The following is an 18,195-nucleotide window of genomic DNA, read 5'->3' on the forward strand; positions in this document are numbered from 1 at the left end:
TAACATGAAAACATTCGAGAAGTTCCTGGCGCAAGTAAAAAGGGCTGAGCAGCGGCTTTTATCTCCCCTCGAAGGCGAGCTTAATCAGGCGCCTGCTGCAGTAATAAATTCCGAGCATAACTTTTCCAGTACCCCAGGTACGTTCGCCCAGCCAAATGCTGGTGTCGTGTTCAGGAAGTCTATATCAGACCGGGGAAGTGCCGCACCAGGCATCGGCAAGTTTGTAAATCCGAAGCAGATAAACGATTATTTACAGCAGCATAACCTGAACATTACCGAACTCATCAACGATCGGCTTTTGCGAGAAAGGGTGATCAGCGGTGATGATACTTTAGATGTCAATTATCTGGAAAAAGGTGTACAAGCTGGTCGGGCAGTATGCCGGATCAACATTTATTCGGCTGAAGGAGAGGAAGGTTTCGGAACTGGATTCCTGATTGCACCACAGCTATTGATTACCAATCATCACGTGATTCCCGATGCGCAATATGCAAGCGCATCTTATGCCGAATTCAACTATGAAAAAGGCATCCATGATCTGCCACTTTCGTTGAAAGTGTTCAGCTTTGAACCTTCAAAACTTTTCTACACCAACGAAGAACTGGACTATACCATCGTGTGGGTGGCCGAAGCGTCGACAGATGGGTTTGGGAAGCTTCAGGAGTTTGGATATCTCCATCTGAACCCCGGTTTAGGAAAAACTAAAGAAGGCAACTTTGTATCCATCATCCAACATCCTGATGGCAAAATGAAGAAAGTCGCTCTGCGGCAGAATGAAGTCACCAATTTGTCCCTGCCCAAGTTCATTCGCTATGTAACGGATACGAAGAGTGGGTCTTCAGGTGCACCAGTTTTTAACGATAAGTGGGAGGTTGTTGCTTTGCATCATGCAGGTGTACCCCGCTATAATGCAGAAGGTAAAATCCTTAACCGTTCAGGAGCTGTATGGGATAAATCGCAGGGTGAAATTCAGGTTGATTGGCTTGAAAATGAAGGCGTCCGTATCAGCAGTATAGTTTATGATATTACGACGGTTGCTGCGGTACGTTTTCCGCTGCTCTGGAACTACTTTCAACCCATACGCAATGTAGATGATATCAGAAAGTCCATGGGTATCAGCATCGATACAATAGATACAGGCAACTACTATCCCGAGCAAGAGGATAATGTACAGCGTCAGAAGTATTATGCAGGTCTCGAGAATATCACTGCTGCGACGTTCCAGGAGCTACATGATCTGCTGGCGGATACCCATACCAAACACCACAATTATAATCCTTCGAAGTACGTTTACCCACTTGTTGACCTTCACCCGGACGGACAGATCAGAAGTATTTACTCGAACAAAGCCTTCAGTGTACAGGAACTCATTCTTGCGGATCAGAAGGTTGATATTGATCGGCAACTCAGATTTATAGAAATCTCTAAAACGGAGAAGCTGATTGGCTCGAACGACTTTGACGCAGCGGTAGAAGCGCTGGAGGCTGCATTGCCATACAATTGTGAGCACGTCGTTTGTCAGTCCTGGTTTAACAAACAAGAACCGATGCGCGGCGATCTTCACCATCTTTTCGCCTGTGAATCCCGTTGTAACAGCTTTCGAAACAACTTTCCATATAGAGACCTGCCTAACTACCCACAAACCGAATCTGAAAAGATACGATCCGACTGCGGAAATGTAGAAAGTGGCTTTTTTGAGCCCGAGCACAATAAGGGCATTGTTGCGCGTGCGGTATTGTATTTTCTTGTTCGATATCCGGGCGCAATAGCAGTCTATGATCACGAATCCATTCAGGTACTTAAAGACTGGTCTAAGGAACAGCCGGTCAGTTTATATGAAAAGCATAGAAATAGAGAAATATTTTTGATGCAGGGAAACCGGAATCCTTTCATTGACTATCCGGAACTCGTGTTTACCCTGGAATTTAGGGCTTAGAATTAGTGTATTCATTTCAATGTTGAAGCTATGGAAAACCGCACAATCCAAATTATGGAAGGATTCCCGAAGGAAATCATCCGGAAAATCATGCTCCGGGAAGAGCGACGTAGAAAAGCGCTCCCAGCCAACCTCAACGGCCAACCGCTACAACTTGTGTTGGAAGACCTGTTGTTGTGGGACCAGCGCAGGCTTATCGTGAGTTTCAAAAATGGCGATGCTGAGTTACACCGCAAAATCGCAGAAACCGCTGCTGAGTGGAGCAAGTATGGGAACATAGAATTCGATTTTGGATTTAATCCGGTTGCGGCAACTTACAGGATATGGCAACCCGGAGATACTTCATCCATAAGAGTAGGCTTCGAGCATCCTGGTTATTGGTCGTTTGTCGGTACAGACAGTCAGGATCCGGATATATGCCAGCCTGGTGACATCACCTTGAACCTACAAGGATTTGATCTGAGCTTGCCTGAAAACTGGCGCACAACAGTCCTTCATGAGTTCGGACATGCCTTAGGCTTCCATCATGAACATCAGTCGCCAGCGGCAAACTGCGACTTCGACTGGGAGCGTTTGTACGCGTATCTTTCCGGTCCCCCGAACTTTTGGTCGAAAGAGCAGGTCGATTACAACCTCAAACAAATGCCGGCAGGCGGGCTAACTTATTCGCCGCATGATAAACAGTCCATCATGCACTATTCTTTTCCAGACTGGATGTTTTTGAGCGGTGCTGCTTCATCTTGCTACGTGCAGGAACCCACCAGCTTATCAGAGCAGGATAAAATCATGGCAGCCAAAGCATATCCATTTGATGAATCCGCAGCTGAGGAGCAGAATTTGCAGCGCAAGGGGAACATCACACACCTCTTACAAGCCGGGCATGCTTTTAGCGAGGGGGAATACCAATACCTTAACGCACGGGTAAACAGCCTTAGCACAGCGGCTGCCATGCGGCATACCTATATCCGGAGCACCCAGCTTAGCCTTGATCTTCAAGTGAAAAAGGCCATTCTGGTTGCCGCAGGCCAATCTTGGGAGGAACCCAAGAATCTCGGCGATCATCTTGTAATTGGCAACCTCTTGCCGACCGATTACGCTTACCAATTTTTGGCGGATCTGCTGGATGAGCTTGTGAAAACCCATAATGCAGGGGCATCAGTGCGCATTGCCGATGTTTCAGGGGTGGACACCGTTATGGATTGTGTAGACATGGTAGAGGGGAAGTTATGAAAGGCGCGAAGTTTACACTCATTGCTGGTGCATTGTTGTTGACAAATTCCCTGGCAGCACAGGAGCAACCATCCTTAGTTTCCAGATTTTTAGACCGGCTGGAACTCCGTCAGTCTTTCGGATCGGCAGGTACCAGAAATTCACCTGTCCGTTTTCAAATTACGATACCCAGGCATGCGGAAACATCGTACCTGATTGACGGCGGTGTTGGTATTCCAGTCACCAACTTCAAAGTCGGGAACAGCCTTACCATGGAAGGTAAAATAATAGGAGAGTATCATCGTAACACGCTGATTGATGAGGAACAACACAACTGGCAAACCGGACTGTCAGGTACATTGCGCACGAACATCAAAAGGAATAATGCCCTGACAACATTCCGTCAGTGGTTTTTTACCCCCACATTGAAGTTCTCTAGAAATCTAAGGGATACTGCCAGTGCTTTACTCTTTAATATGGATGCCATTCCCTTCAGGTCTGGAGATAAGGGACTCAACTTAAATACCTATACCGTAAGGGGAAACCGTAAGCTGATTCAACTGTTTGCGCTAAATCCCGGTGTTGAATTTCAACATAACTTCTCTGCAAGGCAAGACGACAACAACGGCACGATATTCAGGCCCCTGGTCAAATTTCAATATGCACTTGCAGGCAACCGACTGAAAGAATCACCTGTGGAGATGATCTCACCCGACAAAACATGGGAGGCGTCTTTTGATTATACCGCAAGGTATGCAGTGCTGAATTCAACCGCTGTTGAAGAGGACTTTACGCAGTTAATGAAAGCTGGGGTAGATTATTATTTGCTAACCAGGCCCCTTCGAATTTCATTCGGAGTGTCTTTTAACTATGGGTCTGATCCTGCGTTAGGTTTGAAGAAACAGCACTTTTATCTTGCAACGTTTAGCCTGCAAAAGTAAGTGCCGTTTCAGGTATGTTTAGATGGTAGTTTACGCCTCAATTGCGTCATATACAATAACTTTATCCCAGAGATGGCTGCAGTTTTTGATAAATTCCAGGTGAATTGGATCTGTCTGATAGCTGGCCTGACCTTCAAGGTCTTCGAAGAACATCAGCTCTGATACGCCCCAGCTGTTGTCTACAACATCACGTTTTTCAGTACTTGCAACTACACCCACACGTAGTTCTTTAACGGTTTTAATCTTAGCTAAAGTCTTAACGCCTGCAACAAGTTTTGCACGATCTTCCATGGAGGAAGGGTTCTTCAACCAGAATAATGCATGGTGAACGACAGGGTATTTTTTTTGCACTGGTGCCGCAGGCATTGCGGAAGCCACGGTACCAGCGGCTAGGGCTACGCCACTTAATAAAAATGTTTTTCGGTTTAAGCTGTTCATTGAATTAGGTTTTTTATTTAGAATCATAAAGCTAAAAAAAATCCCAGGTATCCGGTAGGAGTACCGAAAAATCAGTGACTAGATCTTACTGGATACACTTTTTATAACGGCATCTAACTCTTTTGCGCTGCTGCTGATCATCTCGACGAGTGCTTTTAAGCTTTCATCTGTATCCATGGTCTCTAGAATCGTCGCTAATCCAAGAATATTCGCTATAGGTTTTCGGATGACATGGGACTGTATATGTGCGATTTCCTCCAACGTCAAGGTCGCGTGACTAAGCGATTTCATCGTCTGCTCAAGATTAAAACGGGTGGCAACAAACTCCGAAATATCGTTGCCGATGCAGAAGACTCCAACAGGACTGTGATCAGCATCAAACACGGCTTTGTATTCCCACTGTGTAGTAATATAACCGCCTTTTCCATCATGTTTTCGAATCGTGGCCGGAAACATCTTCTCGGGCTGTTCAAAACATTGCTGCGAGACACGCATGCAAATCTCGGTATCATCCGGATGCATTGTTTTTGAATAGTGCTGCCCAATCAGGTGCCCATGAATGCCGTCGAATGCTTGCAGATATTTTTTGTTTAAATAAGCATATCTGCTATTCATATCTACCATGACCAGGTAATAGACACCTGAATTATCAAGAATTTGTTTTATCGGGTCGAAATGATTCATTTATGACAAAAGTCCAATTTAATATTGAAGATACAAATATGTCTAACGGTTAAACTGATTTTTAAATAGTTAAGGCAGCCACAACTTCTTGAGACTGCCTAAGAGAGACATTATGATATATATTTTGGGGCTAAATAACTTATTTAAAACAAAATCCGGTTAATCATTTGTTTAATACTTGTTCGAAGATAAAATATATTATTTAGGTTTGAGTCGGAAATATTCTACACCTTGTCATAATATGTCAACTATGAAGCAATTGGAACGTTTAAAGCATATTTATAGTTTGTTGAGTCATGCACCACAGACAATAGACTCGCTGCAATCCGCTCTAAAGTCGCTTGGTGCGGAGGTGAGTAACCGACAATTGTATCGTGACCTCGAAGACGTAGGTAAATATTTTTTGCGGGATCAGGAGCGCCTGGAGCTTAAAAATCAGGAGTTTAACAAAAAGCTTTACGTGATAAACCGACATACTGGTGCCGTCACCATTAATAACTACGATATCGACACTTACTTTTTAAACAAGTTGGTCATCCCTTTGGGGATCTCGACATGTCGGAAGAGCTCGCTTGATAAGTTTCGTGATATTTTTGCAAATCATCTGAACAGCAGCAGGGTAGAACACAATTCTAATTGGGACGGTTCTTCTATGCAGAACACGCATTTCAATGAGATTATGTTTGATGATCAATTCCAGGAAAAGTTCAATCAGATACTTTGGAGCGTATCAAATCACCGTGCAGTGGAAATCATTTCATGTAAGGGTGACTCCGTTTCCATGTATCGCTCGATCAGCTTTCCGTTTATTTTTCATCCCCTAAAAATTCTTTATCACCGGGGCAGTTTTTTTGTAGCAGGCATTATAGAAGCTTCGAAACGTTGCCTGGTGCTTGACTTATACCAGATGACGGGCTTCAAATTAAGCAATCAAAGTTTTCCTTTCAAAAAAGAAAACTCAATTTTAGACCGGAACCTAAAAGCACGTTTTGGTGTGGGTCAAAACATTAATGATGAGGTTTACGACGTGATCATCGAATTTGCTTCACTAACCGGAGAGTTCGTGAAGTCACACGTATGGCATCATTCTCAAACTTTTGAGTTACTTCCAGACGGAAATGTACGCCTGCATTTAAAGTGCGGGATCAATCGTGAACTAATAGGATGGACGTACATGTGGATGGGGCATGCAAAGATCATACAACCGCAGATACTAAAAGACTATCATATGGAACAGATGAATTCCATACGGGAAGTGAATCAATCGGACCAGCTAGTCTACAATGACTTCCGCCAACCCGACTAGTCGGTGATGAATGCCCAGGCACTATGATATGCACCAATTTCTTCAGCATACTTCATTAAATCTAAATAAAATGGCGATTTAGATAATGTGCTTCCATCTCCGATGATCACAAGTTTCGCCTTAGCTCTTGTCATGGCTACATTGATGCGCCTAATGTCGGCCAAGAAGCCGATTTGCTGCGATGTGTTGCTTCTTGTCAGACTGATATAGATAATATCTCGTTCCTGGCCTTGGAAGCTGTCAATGGTGTTTATGGCTATGTTTTGACGGCAAGTCTGAAATGCTTCATCTGCTTCAAACAATTGCGTCAACGTTTTAACCTGCTCTTGGTAAGGTGATATCACGCCAATAGAAGGGAATTCTGCTGATTTGAAATGATCATTTATTGCATTAACATAAGTCTTCAAATGTCTTAAAAGGAACAATGCTTCCTCTTCATTGGAGATGCTGTTTTCCTCCTGTTTTTCATCAAAACCACAGCCGGAGGTGTCGATAAAGGTGAAAGGCTCGTCCCCGGAAAACAAGGTCCTGCCTGCAACGCTTTCATTTGCCCGCAGCCGCGCTTCATAAAAAATCCTGGAGCTGAACGTCATGATGTCGGTATGCATTCTGTACTGTTCCTCCAGGAGCGTCACTGCCTCGGGATATCGTTGTACAGCCTTTTCCATGAGCGTGATACTTAATCCCTTGCTTGCAGCTTCCCTGGATTTTATAGTGGGAGGTAGCTGGCAATGATCACCTGCGAGAATTAGTTTTCTGGTTTTTAGAATCGCTATCCAGCAGGCTGGCTCCAGTGCCTGACCCGCTTCATCAATAAACACGGCGGCAAACTTCCGATCTCTGATCGTGAAATGATTGGCGCCAACCAGAGTTGCCGTGATGACTTCAGCACTGCTGATCACCTGATCAGAAATGTATTGTTCATGCTGCTCAACCTCCTTCATAATCTTATGCGCCTCGTTAAACAAGGCCTTGCGCTGCTCTTGCTCCGCCCGCCCAAAATTGCGCTTGTATTTATGCGCCATATTTTTGAACTCCGCAGCCTGTTTCCTCAGGGCCTTGATTTCCTTTGTTTGGGTATGTGCAGACATTTTGCTGTCCATGGTAAGCGATTGCAGGCGCTGGGAAACCCTGGCGGGATTGCCGATGCGTAAAGCATCTATCCCTTTCTCCGACAACTTTTCGGTGAGTAAGTCTACAGCGGTATTACTCGGTGCAACAACCAAAATTTGTTGTTGATCTTTCTTCAATAAGGCCTGTATCGCATGTACGATCGTCGTGGTCTTCCCAGTCCCTGGGGGCCCGTGAACGATCGCCAGGTCTTCAGCAGTCAGGATCTTTTGAACAGCCTCCTGTTGTTTGCTGTTAAGCAATGGGATGGGGTAGGTGTATGTAGCAGTGTTAAAAACAGGTCTCCGGATTCCAGTAAGTAAGGTGACCAGCCCTTCGTCATTTGCCTCGGGGCTGTTGATCATGTCGCTTGCAGCTTTTATCGCCCGCTCCATCTCGTTGTAACTATTATTATCAAACAGCAGGTCGAGACCAAGTTTGCCATCTTTGCTCCAGTCTGGCAGTTCATCTACCCGAAAGCTGATCTTACAGCGGTTTCCACTAATATTGGTGATCGTCCCTTCTAGTCGGTCTTCACGATCATGATTTGAAAAAAGGGCAATAGCTGCACCAAACCGGAACTGATGGCTGAGCTCATGATTTGTGGTACGTTCAAACTCCACATTCATGTAATCACCACGGCTAAGTTCGGTGGCCCTGATCGCTACAGGATACCAGCTCAATCCATTTGCCCTTCTTGTTGCCACCGGAACACGCTCGGTAAGCACCTGATATTGCCTGAAGTCCTCGTCCCGCTCAATTTTAAGTGCTGCTTGTAATGCCTCGAAATATTCCATTAGCGGCAAAGGTACATCTTGCTTTCCTAATAGCAGCGTTGAGATTATTCTGAACAAACTAGAACCCACTAGTATTAATCAGCATCCCTCGTAAAACAAAAATTCGCAATTTGTCTTTTAATTAAAGCCGTTGCCGGTCTTTAACGTCCAATCATTTAATCTTCATGTATGCAGAACCCAAGACTTTTCAAAGCCCTCGCAATCGTCGCACTGATCCTGTTGATCGTTGTTGCACTCATTTTCGGTAAGCCCTTTCTGGTGCCACTAACTTTTGCCGCGTTGTTATCGATGTTGTTACTGCCAGTTGCACGTTGGCTTGAAGGGAAAGGGGTAAACAAAGCACTTTCCACGCTTGCAGCGATCACACTCTTGTTGGTATTTGTCGCAATAGTGTTCTTCTTTGTCGGATGGCAGATGTCAGATATTGCCAGTAATACCTCCAAGCTGCAGCAGACCGCCACGGAGAAATATGAACAGCTAAAAGATTTTGTTAGCGAAAAGCTAGGTGTCTCTCCTCAAAAACAGGATCAGTTGATCAAAGAGCAACAAAAGTCCTCCAGTGGAAAAGTAAGCGGAATGGCCACAAGTTTAATGTCGGGAATAACTGGCTTTCTCACTGACACACTACTCGTTTTTGTTTATATTTATTTGTTTATGTACCTGCGTACCAGGCTAAAAGGGTTTATTATTCGACTCGTTCCGCTGACTGATCGGGGTAATGCCATGACAATATTGAACGATACGCAGCAGGTTACCGTGAAGTATCTCTCCGGATTGTTTTTGATGATTGTATGTCTCTGGGTGATGTACGGTATTGGTTTTAGCCTGCTTGGCGTAAAGAGCGCCATCTTTTTTGCGATTCTTTGTGGTTTGCTGGAGATTGTACCTTTTGTTGGGAACCTTACCGGAACTGCTCTCACCATTGCAATGTCGCTGGTGCAGGGTGGGGACATGAATATGGTGATCGGTATTTTGCTGGTTTACGGCTTCGTTCAGTTCATACAAACGTACCTGTTAGAGCCGCTGATTGTGGGCGCTGAGGTCAGTATCAATCCTTTATTCACCATTGTAGGTCTGGTTGCGGGTGAGATGATCTGGGGCATTCCGGGGATGATCCTTGCTATACCTTTGTTGGGGATTACAAAAATTGTTTTCGAGCATATCGAGCCCTTAAAGCCTTTTGCCTACCTGATCGGCAGTGAGGACAAAAAGGAAGACAAGGGTTTTCTGAACAAAATCAAAAGCTGGTTTGGTAAAGGGCAATAAGATCTTCAATTTTTGCAACTAAATTTTGCTTTGACTGTTATAGAATGGTACCAAAAACTCAATACTATGGCAAATCAGGAAGAACAAAACAATCCGAACGAGAACCAAGAACAAAACAACCCTGCAAATAATCAATCTCAAGAGGTTGGTAATGAATCTACATCATCCGGCGGTCATAAGTCGGATCCTGAACATAATACCGGCAATGACCGGATGAGGATTGATGAAGAAGGGGCCGAGATCAAGCCCGACGATGAGGTTTGATTACCGGAATGAAAGCGCATTTAATATGCGCTTTTTTTTATGTTCTTTGCTGAGTGTTTTACCCAACATGTGGAAGATAATCGGCGATATGCCTCCTGAACAGCTGCTTGTACCTGTGGTAGTCTAGGTAATTCCGACCAGCGTACCTGCCATGGGTATCAAATTTGACCTATATCTGGTAGGATTGCGTACATGCAGCTTCCAAAGCAGTTTAAGTCACATTTTTTGAGTGAATTGTTGTCCTGAACTGGGAAATGGCTGAGTACAAATTTCCACAAGTGTGAAATTCATTACACAGTTTTGTACAAAGTGGGTGAATGTAAACGCTACTAATTGATCATAAACAAGCCAACTAACTAAAAAAAAAATGCTGATTCATCACGGACAAATTTTAGAGCGGGTAGTAAGGAGAAACGGTCACTCGATCAGTGACGTCGCGCGGCTCACCAATGTGAACAGGCGCTCGGTTTATAATTGGTTTAACCAACCACATCTCAAACCGGAAATTATCTACCGCATTGGCTGTGCCATAGATCACGATTTTTCAGTCGAATTACCACACCTTTTTACAGCGGAGGACTTTAGCAAGGAGAAAAACCGCACGATAGTGGTACCAACGAAAGAAGAGGTTCAAGATGATCCGGCGAACAAGCATTACTGGAAAGATAAATACATCGACCTGTTAGAGCGGTACAACGAATTGTTAGCTAATAAAGTCTCTTTGACCTAACATTTGCCGATGTTGTCGCCGCAGCTATTTATCTCATTATCATTAGTATTGCGATAAGAGCTTCTTATATTTGTCTTTATAAGCTTCTTGGCTTATGATCCCTATGACAACCAACCTGGACGCCATTGCACTGGCTTTACCTTATATGCCTGGTGTAGCTATTTTATTGAACCGAAATTTAATATATCTGGGTGTGACAACCCGATATGCTGAGTTAATGCGTCAGCCCCTGGACTTCTTTCCAGGTAAGTCCTTTTACGACGTTCCAATTTTGGGTAACGTTGACTGTACAAGCATTTTTGATATACTCTTACATAACCGGGAGGAGAAAATACCCGATATTAAGTTTAGAACCAAAGCTGCAGAATTTACCTATGTATGCCAGGGAAAGGCCGTAATGGAAGTCGACGAGCAGGTTAGCGGCTTGGTATTATCTTTAGAAAACGAGCCCCGGCAGGATCGTGTTTTTAACTTCGACCTTGCGAAAAACACCCATTTGGAAGATCATCTTTATCAAAATGATGAGCGCTTCAGGCAGGCATTCGAACATTCGCTGATTGGTATGGCGCTGGTAAGCACCTCAGGCAAATGGCTGCGTGCAAATGAAAGCCTTTGTCAAATCCTTGGGTATACAGAACATGAGTTGCAGCAGATGACTATACAGGAGCTTACTCATCCGGAAGATCTGGATAAAAGCATTAGTTTGCTAAGTGGTCTTGGCGATGGTTCCCAGGGCAACATCAAATTAGAAAAGCGGTACATTCATAAGGATGGCTCTGTTGTTTGGGTAATGCTGGCCTCTACGATGCTGAAAGACCGTAAAGGTGGGCCATTGTATTATGTCTCACACATGGAGAACATCACCAACAGAAAAGAAATTGAAGATAACCTTATTCTCAGTGAAGCCAAGTACCGGACAATATTCGAAAATGTGCAGGATGTTTTCTATCAGACGAATATGGATGGCTATGTTACGGAGATTTCGCCATCTATAAAGCTTTATTCAGGTTATGGCCGCGAAGAAGTTATTGGCAGGCCAGTTTCAGATTTCTACTATTATGAGGATGACCGTAACCGGATTGTTGAACTGCTGAAGCTGGAAGGTGCGGTGATCGACTTTGAGGTACGGCTGAAAACACGTGATGATCAGCTGAAATATGCGTCTGTGAATGCCCGGATGATTCAAGACCAAGGCGGCCAGACGATCATAGAAGGCAGCATGCGGGATGTCACGACCCGAAAATTTCAAGAAAATGCATTGAAGGCGCTGAATGCAGAATTGCAGGAATCAAATGAACAGAAGAGCAAATTACTGTCCATCATAGGACATGATCTACGGAATCCTATATCCGGAAGTTTGCAGCTCCTGGATCTTACTTTGATGGATTATGAATCCAGTTCTGCGACGGAGGTACATACCTATTTGTCTAAAATGAAACAGGAGCTAAGTAACGCCAATGCCTTGCTTGAAGATTTGTTGACTTGGGCAAAAGCTCAATTCAATGCTTTTAACTTCAATCCAGTATATACAGATGACCTCGGTAGCATGGTGCGGAATTGCGTAGAAAAAATCTTACCCATGGCGATCAACAAGGGTGTCGGCTTGTTCCTGAACATTGAGCAAGGCCTCGGTATTACCGCAGATGTGGGCATGCTGGAGACAATCGTCCGCAATCTGGTGTCGAATGCCATAAAATTTAGCGTTAAAGGGGACGAAATCATCTTAAGCGCCTTCAAAGTAGATGGGCTGATCCAATTTTCTGTTAAAGATCAGGGTTTAGGCATAGCGGCTGATAAGCTCGAACAATTGTTTAACAAGAATGTTAACTACACAACTTATGGTACTTCGGGCGAAAAAGGCACCGGGCTAGGCCTGAGTATTTGTTATGATTTCGTTGCCAAACATGGAGGAGAACTTTGGGTAGAAAGTACTGTCGGCGAAGGGAGTACGTTTCACTTCAGTGTTCCCCAACCACATTAATCTTGCATTTTAAGCTTTCTAATGTTGCCTTTAGCGGCTGTGATGCATTACACATTATGGCTTGAGCAACAGGAATAAAACAAATTTTGTAAAATAATTTCGCTCTTTTGTTGTTTATTCATTTACAAACAACTTATTTAAACCAACCAAAATGAAAAAACTCAACCATCTAAAACTATTTTTCGCATTTCTGCTTCTTGCCTTTGCCCTCCAATCTTGTACGTCTGACAACGATGACGCAAATTACCAAATGGAAAACCAGGCGTTTGTAACGCAGGCATTAGCGAATAATAAGTTTGAGGTAGCTGCTGCAACGTTGGCACAATCAAAGTCGCAAAATTCGAAAATCAAACAGTTTGCAGGAAAAATGATCTCTGAACATACCGCTATGGGTGTAGATCTTACTGACCTTGCAAAATCTATGGAGCTTAGCATCCCTACAAACCTGGAGCAGCAAGACCAGGATAACATCAATGCACTTGGACTGTATACTGGTGCTACTTTTGACAAGGAATTTACTAGAATGATGGTAGCTTCCCATGAGAAAGCTGTACAGCTCTTTACGCAGGCGGCCAGCAACACGGGTGTACCAGGCGCAGATCTAAGACAGTTCGCAGGAATAAAGACGCCTGCCTTACAGCAACATCTTAAAGAGGCGCAAGCGCTGCAAACTGCTGCGCAGTAGCAATTGTTTAATGGTCACCAGTTAACTTATGGACTTAAAGGAACCTGTTCTAAAGATTCTGGCTAAGCAATATGAGCCATCAACCCTTATCGAAACGACGTTTAAGCGTTATGATCTGGCATTTAAGACAGATGATGAAGGGAGACCGATATTGTTATTTATTGGTAAGCGTGACGAACTTGGTAACATCAAGGGCGAACGTTATGCCAGAAGGTTAAAAATTGATCCTGATGGCAAAGTTATTAAGGATCATTGGGAACATAAAGGAAAGGCGACCTAGGTCGCCTTTTTTATTATTCTGGATGGACGTCGCCCAAAAGGCCATCTGGTACTTTCAATTCGCCAGTTTCAAAATCAATCAATCCGTTTTTTTCATCTTCGATATTCGTTGCCTGAGTGTAAATATCTCCTGCGATTGGTCGTTTCCGAAGTTCTTTCTTGAAGGCACGGATCGTCTCTGCACGTTCTTCATTGTCTGCCGGACCTCCATAGTCCGCAAAACCGAAGCCACCCCATTCGCTTACAATTAAGGGGACCTGCCTGCGAAAGAAAAACGGATCACCCACCACAAGTGGAAATGCTGCTATTCCCGTCTGCTCGCCCTTAACCAAGCCATCTAAAACTTCCTTCCAGCGTTCGAGGTCTGGGGTGTATAAATGTGCAGTCAGGATGTCACTCTTCAGTCGGCCCTCAAAGGAAATATGCTGCCAGCCATCATTATCTACAACCAAAAACTGAGGATGCGCAATTTGCATATAATGATACATGTCCATGATGTACGATCGTGTTTCGACACTGGTAGCGATGTCCTGGGCACCCCAATCTTCGTTATACAAGCTCCAGATAATCACTGAAGGGTGCGTACCGATCAAGGACAACATCCGCAACAGCTCAGCTTTGTGGTTAGAACGACTGGTTGCATTAGATCGGTGCGGGCTCGGCACCTCTACCCAGAGCAGTATCCCTAACTTGTCTGCAAGATTATAGATCCTGGGGTCAACCCCGGCGATATGTATGCGCACCAGGTTACAACCCAGCCTTTTCATGGCATGCATGTGTTTTTTAATTTGCTCATAGCTAGCGAGCCCCGGCTGGTAAAGTATGCCGTTTAAGTATATCTTTTTATTATTCAGGTAAATGCCGCTTCCCCGGGATTCGATCTTACGTAGTCCGAAGTGTGCTTCAATCTCCGATACATAACCATTTTCATCTACCAGCTGTGCGATAAGACGATATAGATGCGGCTGTTCCGGCGACCAGACTTTTGCATCCGGAACTTCAAGCACCAACCGCTGGTTTTTCTGTCCAGCTTCAAGGGTCAATGTAAACTCATCTGTGGCAATCGGTGTTCTATCTTGTTGTAACCTGTTATAAACATAAAGTCTGATCTTGTACACCCCCGGATCATGTATTCTTGTGGTCAGATTGAAGCGTACCAGATTATCTTCTACATAACTTACGACACCGACGCGGGATCGAAGGCGGTTCTTTTCTACAGTTTCCAGCCAAATGCTGCGTACCCCGCCGGAGTAGGTCTGGTACCAAATGCCACCACGTTTATAAACTGCCGACTCCTGTTTGCCACGGGTAGTATCAGCATCCATAGTAGCCATGATCCGGATGGTAAGTCTATTCTCTTCTTTTAGGATCGTTTCGTCCAACTCATAGGAGAAGGATGTATATTCTCCGATATGTACAAACTCACCTTCAATAGTTTTTAGTTGTATGCCATTGAGCCAGACCCTGGTTTCATAGCCACAGGCCCCAAAAGTTAGTTGCAATTGATTACAGCCACTGACCCCGGTGTCTACAGGTTTTGGCAGGGGGAAAGTTCTTTCGTACCATACGATCACTTGATCGTGCCAATATTTGTCACTGCCAGGATCCACTTTGGAGATATGGGCTTCAACGCTGCCTGGCCAGTTGGCGGTCTGAGTGTAATTATGGGCGACAAACCAATTCTCACTTAAACCACGGTTGTCTTTATCTAAGGCGAACTTCCATTCGCCGTCCAGCAAAATTGATGAATTTGGGCGGATTACCGCCCGCGGGATGGGATTTAAATAGGTGTCATCATCAAAATATATAGCCTCCCTGCTCTTTGTAAGGCTATAATTAGGATGTTTAGGTCTCTCAGTCATAAGCTATTCATTAAAGTTTCTGGTAATATTTTATATACAACCGAATGCATTTAACTTTGGTTTTTGAATAAAAAGTAAATCATTCCGATACTCCGGATTGTTACCATTAAAAAAACAAATATGAACGTTAAAGCATACGCGGCAAATAGCCCCAAAGAGCCCCTGGCTCCTTACCAGTTAGACCGTCGGGAACCAGGCAGTGATGATGTAGAAATTGAAATTCTGTATTGCGGAGTATGTCACTCCGACATTCACACGGCCAGGGATGAGTGGGGAGGTACGATGTATCCGGTGGTGCCGGGCCATGAAATTGTAGGAAAAGTTAGCCGGGTTGGCGATGGGGTAACTAAATTTAAAGTTGGTGATACCGTTGGCGTAGGCTGTTTTGTTGATTCTTGTGGACATTGCAGAAACTGTGAACAAGACCAGGAGCAATATTGCGAAAACGGCCATTCCCAAACCTACAACTCTTTGCTTCAAGACAAAAAAACCATCACTTACGGTGGCTATTCAACACACATCGTGGTTACACAAAAGTTCGTGTTGAATGTGTCAGATAAGCTGCCACTCGAAAAAGTAGCTCCTTTATTGTGTGCAGGTATTACGACTTACTCGCCTTTGCGGCACTGGAATGTTAAAGCCGGGGATAAACTTGCCGTAGTGGGTTTAGGTGGTCTGGGGCACATGGCTGTAAAAATAGCCTCTTCTATGGGCGCTGAAGTCACTGTGCTTAGTCGCTCGAAAAGCAAAGAAAAAGATGCCCAGGAGCTCGGAGCGCATCATTTTGAGATCACAACCGACAAGGATAATATGCGGCGACTGGCGAATTCTTTCGACTTTATTATAGATACCGTTTCGGCAGAACACGACTACAATGAATATCTGGCATTATTGAACACCAACGGTGTTATGGTGCTGTTAGGCGTGCCACCGACCCCATCAGATGTTAGTGCTTTTCAATTGATCGGCGGCCGCAGAAGCCTCGTTGGTTCGCTGGTAGGTGGTATTAAAGAAACACAGGAGATGCTTGATTACTGTGCCGAACATAATATTACCTCAGATATCGAGATGATTAATATTGACCAGATCAATGAAGCTTATGAGCGCACCCTTGCCGGAGATGTTCATTATCGCTTTGTAATCGACATGAAATCATTGAAGTAACACGCTCGCTTATTGGGCCTAGAATACACCTGATAAAAAGAAAGCCGCGAATGATCATTCGCGGCTTTCTTTTTATCGATGAAGAATGGCTTAAACCAGTTCTTTTTTTCTAAACTGTTTGGTGGTAGATTCCGTTAGCTGTCTGTTTGCAAGCGCATGACACTCGTTGATGGCATCACTGAACATCATCTGCTCCGGTGGAGTTTTCTGCGTAGAAGCAGAAGGTCCTCTTAATGCACCAACCAGGCCTAGTTCTCTAGCTACATAAACGTAGCGTATCGCGTCGATTACAACACCTGCGGAGTTCGGAGAATCCTGTACAGATAGCTGTGCATCAAAAATCACTGGAGCGCCCATAAAGCCTTCAAGTTCTAAACGGAAGTTTGCTACTTTATTGTCACCATAGTAGGCAATGTATTCCGATGGACCTGCATGAAGGAAGCTGTCCTGCGTAGAAATTCCTCTTATATCGTTTTGTGCACGAATTACGTTTTCTTTAGAGATCTTTTTAGACTTCAAGCGGTTTTTATCTTCCATGTTAAGGAAGTCTGTATTTCCACCAACATTTCTTTGGATGTGCGCTTTCACGTGGTGCCCACGTTCAAATGCAAGCTCCTGAAGCATTTGCGAAACGATGCTTGCACCAAACTGGCTACGCATATCATCGCCAATAATTGGAATACCTGCATCAATAAATTTCTGTTCCCAAACTGGGTCAGAAGCAATAAATACCGGGATACAATTCACAAGTGAAATGCCCAACTCAATACAGATCTCTGCAAAAAATTCAGTTCCCTGTTGTGAACCAACTGGAAGGTAGTTGATTAATACCTCGGTTTCGGTTTCAATGAGTTTATCTACGATCTCCTGACGAAGTTTTGCAACCAGGTCTTTGTTGTAATCCACACCAATAGTAAGGAGATCAGTATTTTTTAGTTCCTCTTTAATCACAAACCTATTTGCCTCAGGATAGGCAGCCATCATTGGTGACACCCCATCAAGAACCGGCGAGCGGTAAACTAAAGCTTCACAACGGATATCATCATTTAACACCAATGTGCAATTCGGCTGTGCGAAGATTGCTTCCTTGATTGGCAAACCAATTTTTCTTTCATCAACATCAAAACCACATACAAACTCGATGTTAGCTGCTGTATAGCCGCCAATATTATCGGCCATTAAGCCAGAAGTTTTATCTGTGAATTTTGAGTAGTATTCTACACCTTGTACAAGCGAGCTGGCGCAATTACCAACACCTAAGATTGCAACTTTAATTTTATTTTCCTGGTTTTGCATTATTGATTTATGATTAACTAGTTGACTTGGCAATTACCGGCTTTTGCACCTGAATATGCCTTTTCTGTCTTTACTTTTTAATGGTAAAAATATTATTATATCCCGCAAAAATATTGATTCTTCTCGTCAATTTCATTATATAGGAATAAAAATTATACTCCAAAAGTTCGCCCCGGATAAAGTTTGACAATTCCACAACCAATTTAGCTGCCCGATCTTTTTAAATGCAATTTTAAATTTAGCTTTG

16 protein-coding genes are annotated in these 18,195 nt (G+C 44.0%); 11 read left to right on the plus strand and 5 right to left on the minus strand.

The features are described 5' to 3' along the window. Positions 1–4: 4 nt before the first annotated feature. From ACTHQF_RS06310 to ACTHQF_RS06320, 3 genes are read left to right on the plus strand one after another with little or no spacing between them, the layout of a single operon-like run. On the plus strand, positions 5–1,936 hold the full coding sequence (locus tag ACTHQF_RS06310; protein WP_440429101.1) for an endonuclease: 1,932 nt from the start codon (positions 5–7) through the stop codon (positions 1,934–1,936). A 30-nt stretch (positions 1,937–1,966) separates the two neighbouring features. Further along, positions 1,967–3,166: a hypothetical protein gene (locus ACTHQF_RS06315; protein WP_440429103.1), complete on the plus strand. Its 1,200-nt coding sequence runs from the start codon at positions 1,967–1,969 to the stop codon at positions 3,164–3,166. After that, a complete protein-coding gene (locus tag ACTHQF_RS06320) occupies positions 3,163–4,086 on the plus strand; it encodes a hypothetical protein (protein ID WP_440429105.1) in 924 nt (307 codons plus the stop codon). The genes ACTHQF_RS06315 and ACTHQF_RS06320 overlap by 4 nt, the downstream gene beginning before the upstream one ends. Before the next feature lie 30 nt (positions 4,087–4,116). Here the strand turns inward: ACTHQF_RS06320 and ACTHQF_RS06325 are convergent, their stop codons facing one another. Together ACTHQF_RS06325 and ACTHQF_RS06330 are read right to left on the minus strand one after the other, a co-directional pair. Further along, positions 4,117–4,524, minus strand: a complete 408-nt coding sequence (locus ACTHQF_RS06325; RefSeq protein WP_440429107.1) for a Dabb family protein — start codon at positions 4,522–4,524, stop codon at positions 4,117–4,119. A gap of 78 nt (positions 4,525–4,602) precedes the next feature. Then, positions 4,603–5,208, minus strand: a complete 606-nt coding sequence (locus ACTHQF_RS06330; RefSeq protein ID WP_440429109.1) for a PAS domain-containing protein — start codon at positions 5,206–5,208, stop codon at positions 4,603–4,605. A 250-nt stretch (positions 5,209–5,458) separates the two neighbouring features. Here ACTHQF_RS06330 and ACTHQF_RS06335 point away from each other — a divergent pair, with 250 nt between their 5' ends. Beyond that, complete coding sequence (locus ACTHQF_RS06335) at positions 5,459–6,514, plus strand: helix-turn-helix transcriptional regulator (RefSeq protein ID WP_440429111.1); 1,056 nt, start codon at positions 5,459–5,461, stop codon at positions 6,512–6,514. Here ACTHQF_RS06335 and ACTHQF_RS06340 read toward each other — a convergent pair. Continuing rightward, positions 6,511–8,421 carry an AAA domain-containing protein gene (locus ACTHQF_RS06340; protein WP_440429113.1) on the minus strand — a complete coding sequence of 637 codons (1,911 nt, stop codon included), beginning with the start codon at positions 8,419–8,421 and terminating at the stop codon, positions 6,511–6,513. The genes ACTHQF_RS06335 and ACTHQF_RS06340 overlap by 4 nt on opposite strands. 168 nt (positions 8,422–8,589) lie before the next feature. Here ACTHQF_RS06340 and ACTHQF_RS06345 point away from each other — a divergent pair, with 168 nt between their 5' ends. The 6 genes from ACTHQF_RS06345 (at position 8,590) to ACTHQF_RS06370 (ending at position 13,627) form a co-directional block, all read left to right on the plus strand. Beyond that, positions 8,590–9,687 (plus strand): AI-2E family transporter, encoded by a 1,098-nt coding sequence (locus ACTHQF_RS06345; RefSeq protein ID WP_440429115.1) that lies wholly within the window; start codon positions 8,590–8,592, stop codon positions 9,685–9,687. Between the two features lie 66 nt (positions 9,688–9,753). Then, positions 9,754–9,951 carry a hypothetical protein gene (locus ACTHQF_RS06350; RefSeq protein ID WP_440429117.1) on the plus strand — a complete coding sequence of 66 codons (198 nt, stop codon included), beginning with the start codon at positions 9,754–9,756 and terminating at the stop codon, positions 9,949–9,951. Between the two features lie 367 nt (positions 9,952–10,318). Beyond that, positions 10,319–10,681, plus strand: coding sequence for a helix-turn-helix domain-containing protein (locus tag ACTHQF_RS06355; protein ID WP_440429119.1), 363 nt, complete (start codon positions 10,319–10,321; stop codon positions 10,679–10,681). A 94-nt stretch (positions 10,682–10,775) separates the two neighbouring features. Next, a complete protein-coding gene (locus ACTHQF_RS06360) occupies positions 10,776–12,662 on the plus strand; it encodes a PAS domain S-box protein (protein ID WP_440429121.1) in 1,887 nt (628 codons plus the stop codon). A gap of 151 nt (positions 12,663–12,813) precedes the next feature. After that, complete coding sequence (locus ACTHQF_RS06365; protein ID WP_440429123.1) at positions 12,814–13,347, plus strand: DUF4142 domain-containing protein; 534 nt, start codon at positions 12,814–12,816, stop codon at positions 13,345–13,347. Positions 13,348–13,375: 28 nt separating this feature from the next. Next, a complete protein-coding gene (locus ACTHQF_RS06370; protein WP_440429125.1) occupies positions 13,376–13,627 on the plus strand; it encodes a hypothetical protein in 252 nt (83 codons plus the stop codon). Positions 13,628–13,640: 13 nt separating this feature from the next. On the opposite strand, the gene ACTHQF_RS06375 is transcribed toward ACTHQF_RS06370, so the two are convergent. Beyond that, positions 13,641–15,488, minus strand: a complete 1,848-nt coding sequence (locus ACTHQF_RS06375; protein ID WP_440429127.1) for a glycoside hydrolase family 2 protein — start codon at positions 15,486–15,488, stop codon at positions 13,641–13,643. 120 nt (positions 15,489–15,608) lie between these two features. On the opposite strand from ACTHQF_RS06375, the gene ACTHQF_RS06380 reads away from it, so the two are divergent. Beyond that, entirely contained in the window at positions 15,609–16,652 is a 1,044-nt protein-coding gene (locus ACTHQF_RS06380; protein ID WP_440429129.1) for an NAD(P)-dependent alcohol dehydrogenase, read from the plus strand. Between the two features lie 90 nt (positions 16,653–16,742). On the opposite strand, the gene ACTHQF_RS06385 is transcribed toward ACTHQF_RS06380, so the two are convergent. Further along, positions 16,743–17,948 carry an inositol-3-phosphate synthase gene (locus tag ACTHQF_RS06385; RefSeq protein WP_440429131.1) on the minus strand — a complete coding sequence of 402 codons (1,206 nt, stop codon included), beginning with the start codon at positions 17,946–17,948 and terminating at the stop codon, positions 16,743–16,745. Between the last annotated feature and the right edge of the window lie 247 nt (positions 17,949–18,195).

The organism is Pedobacter sp. SAFR-022 (genome assembly GCF_051965375.1).
In the GTDB taxonomy this organism is placed as follows: domain Bacteria; phylum Bacteroidota; class Bacteroidia; order Sphingobacteriales; family Sphingobacteriaceae; genus Pedobacter.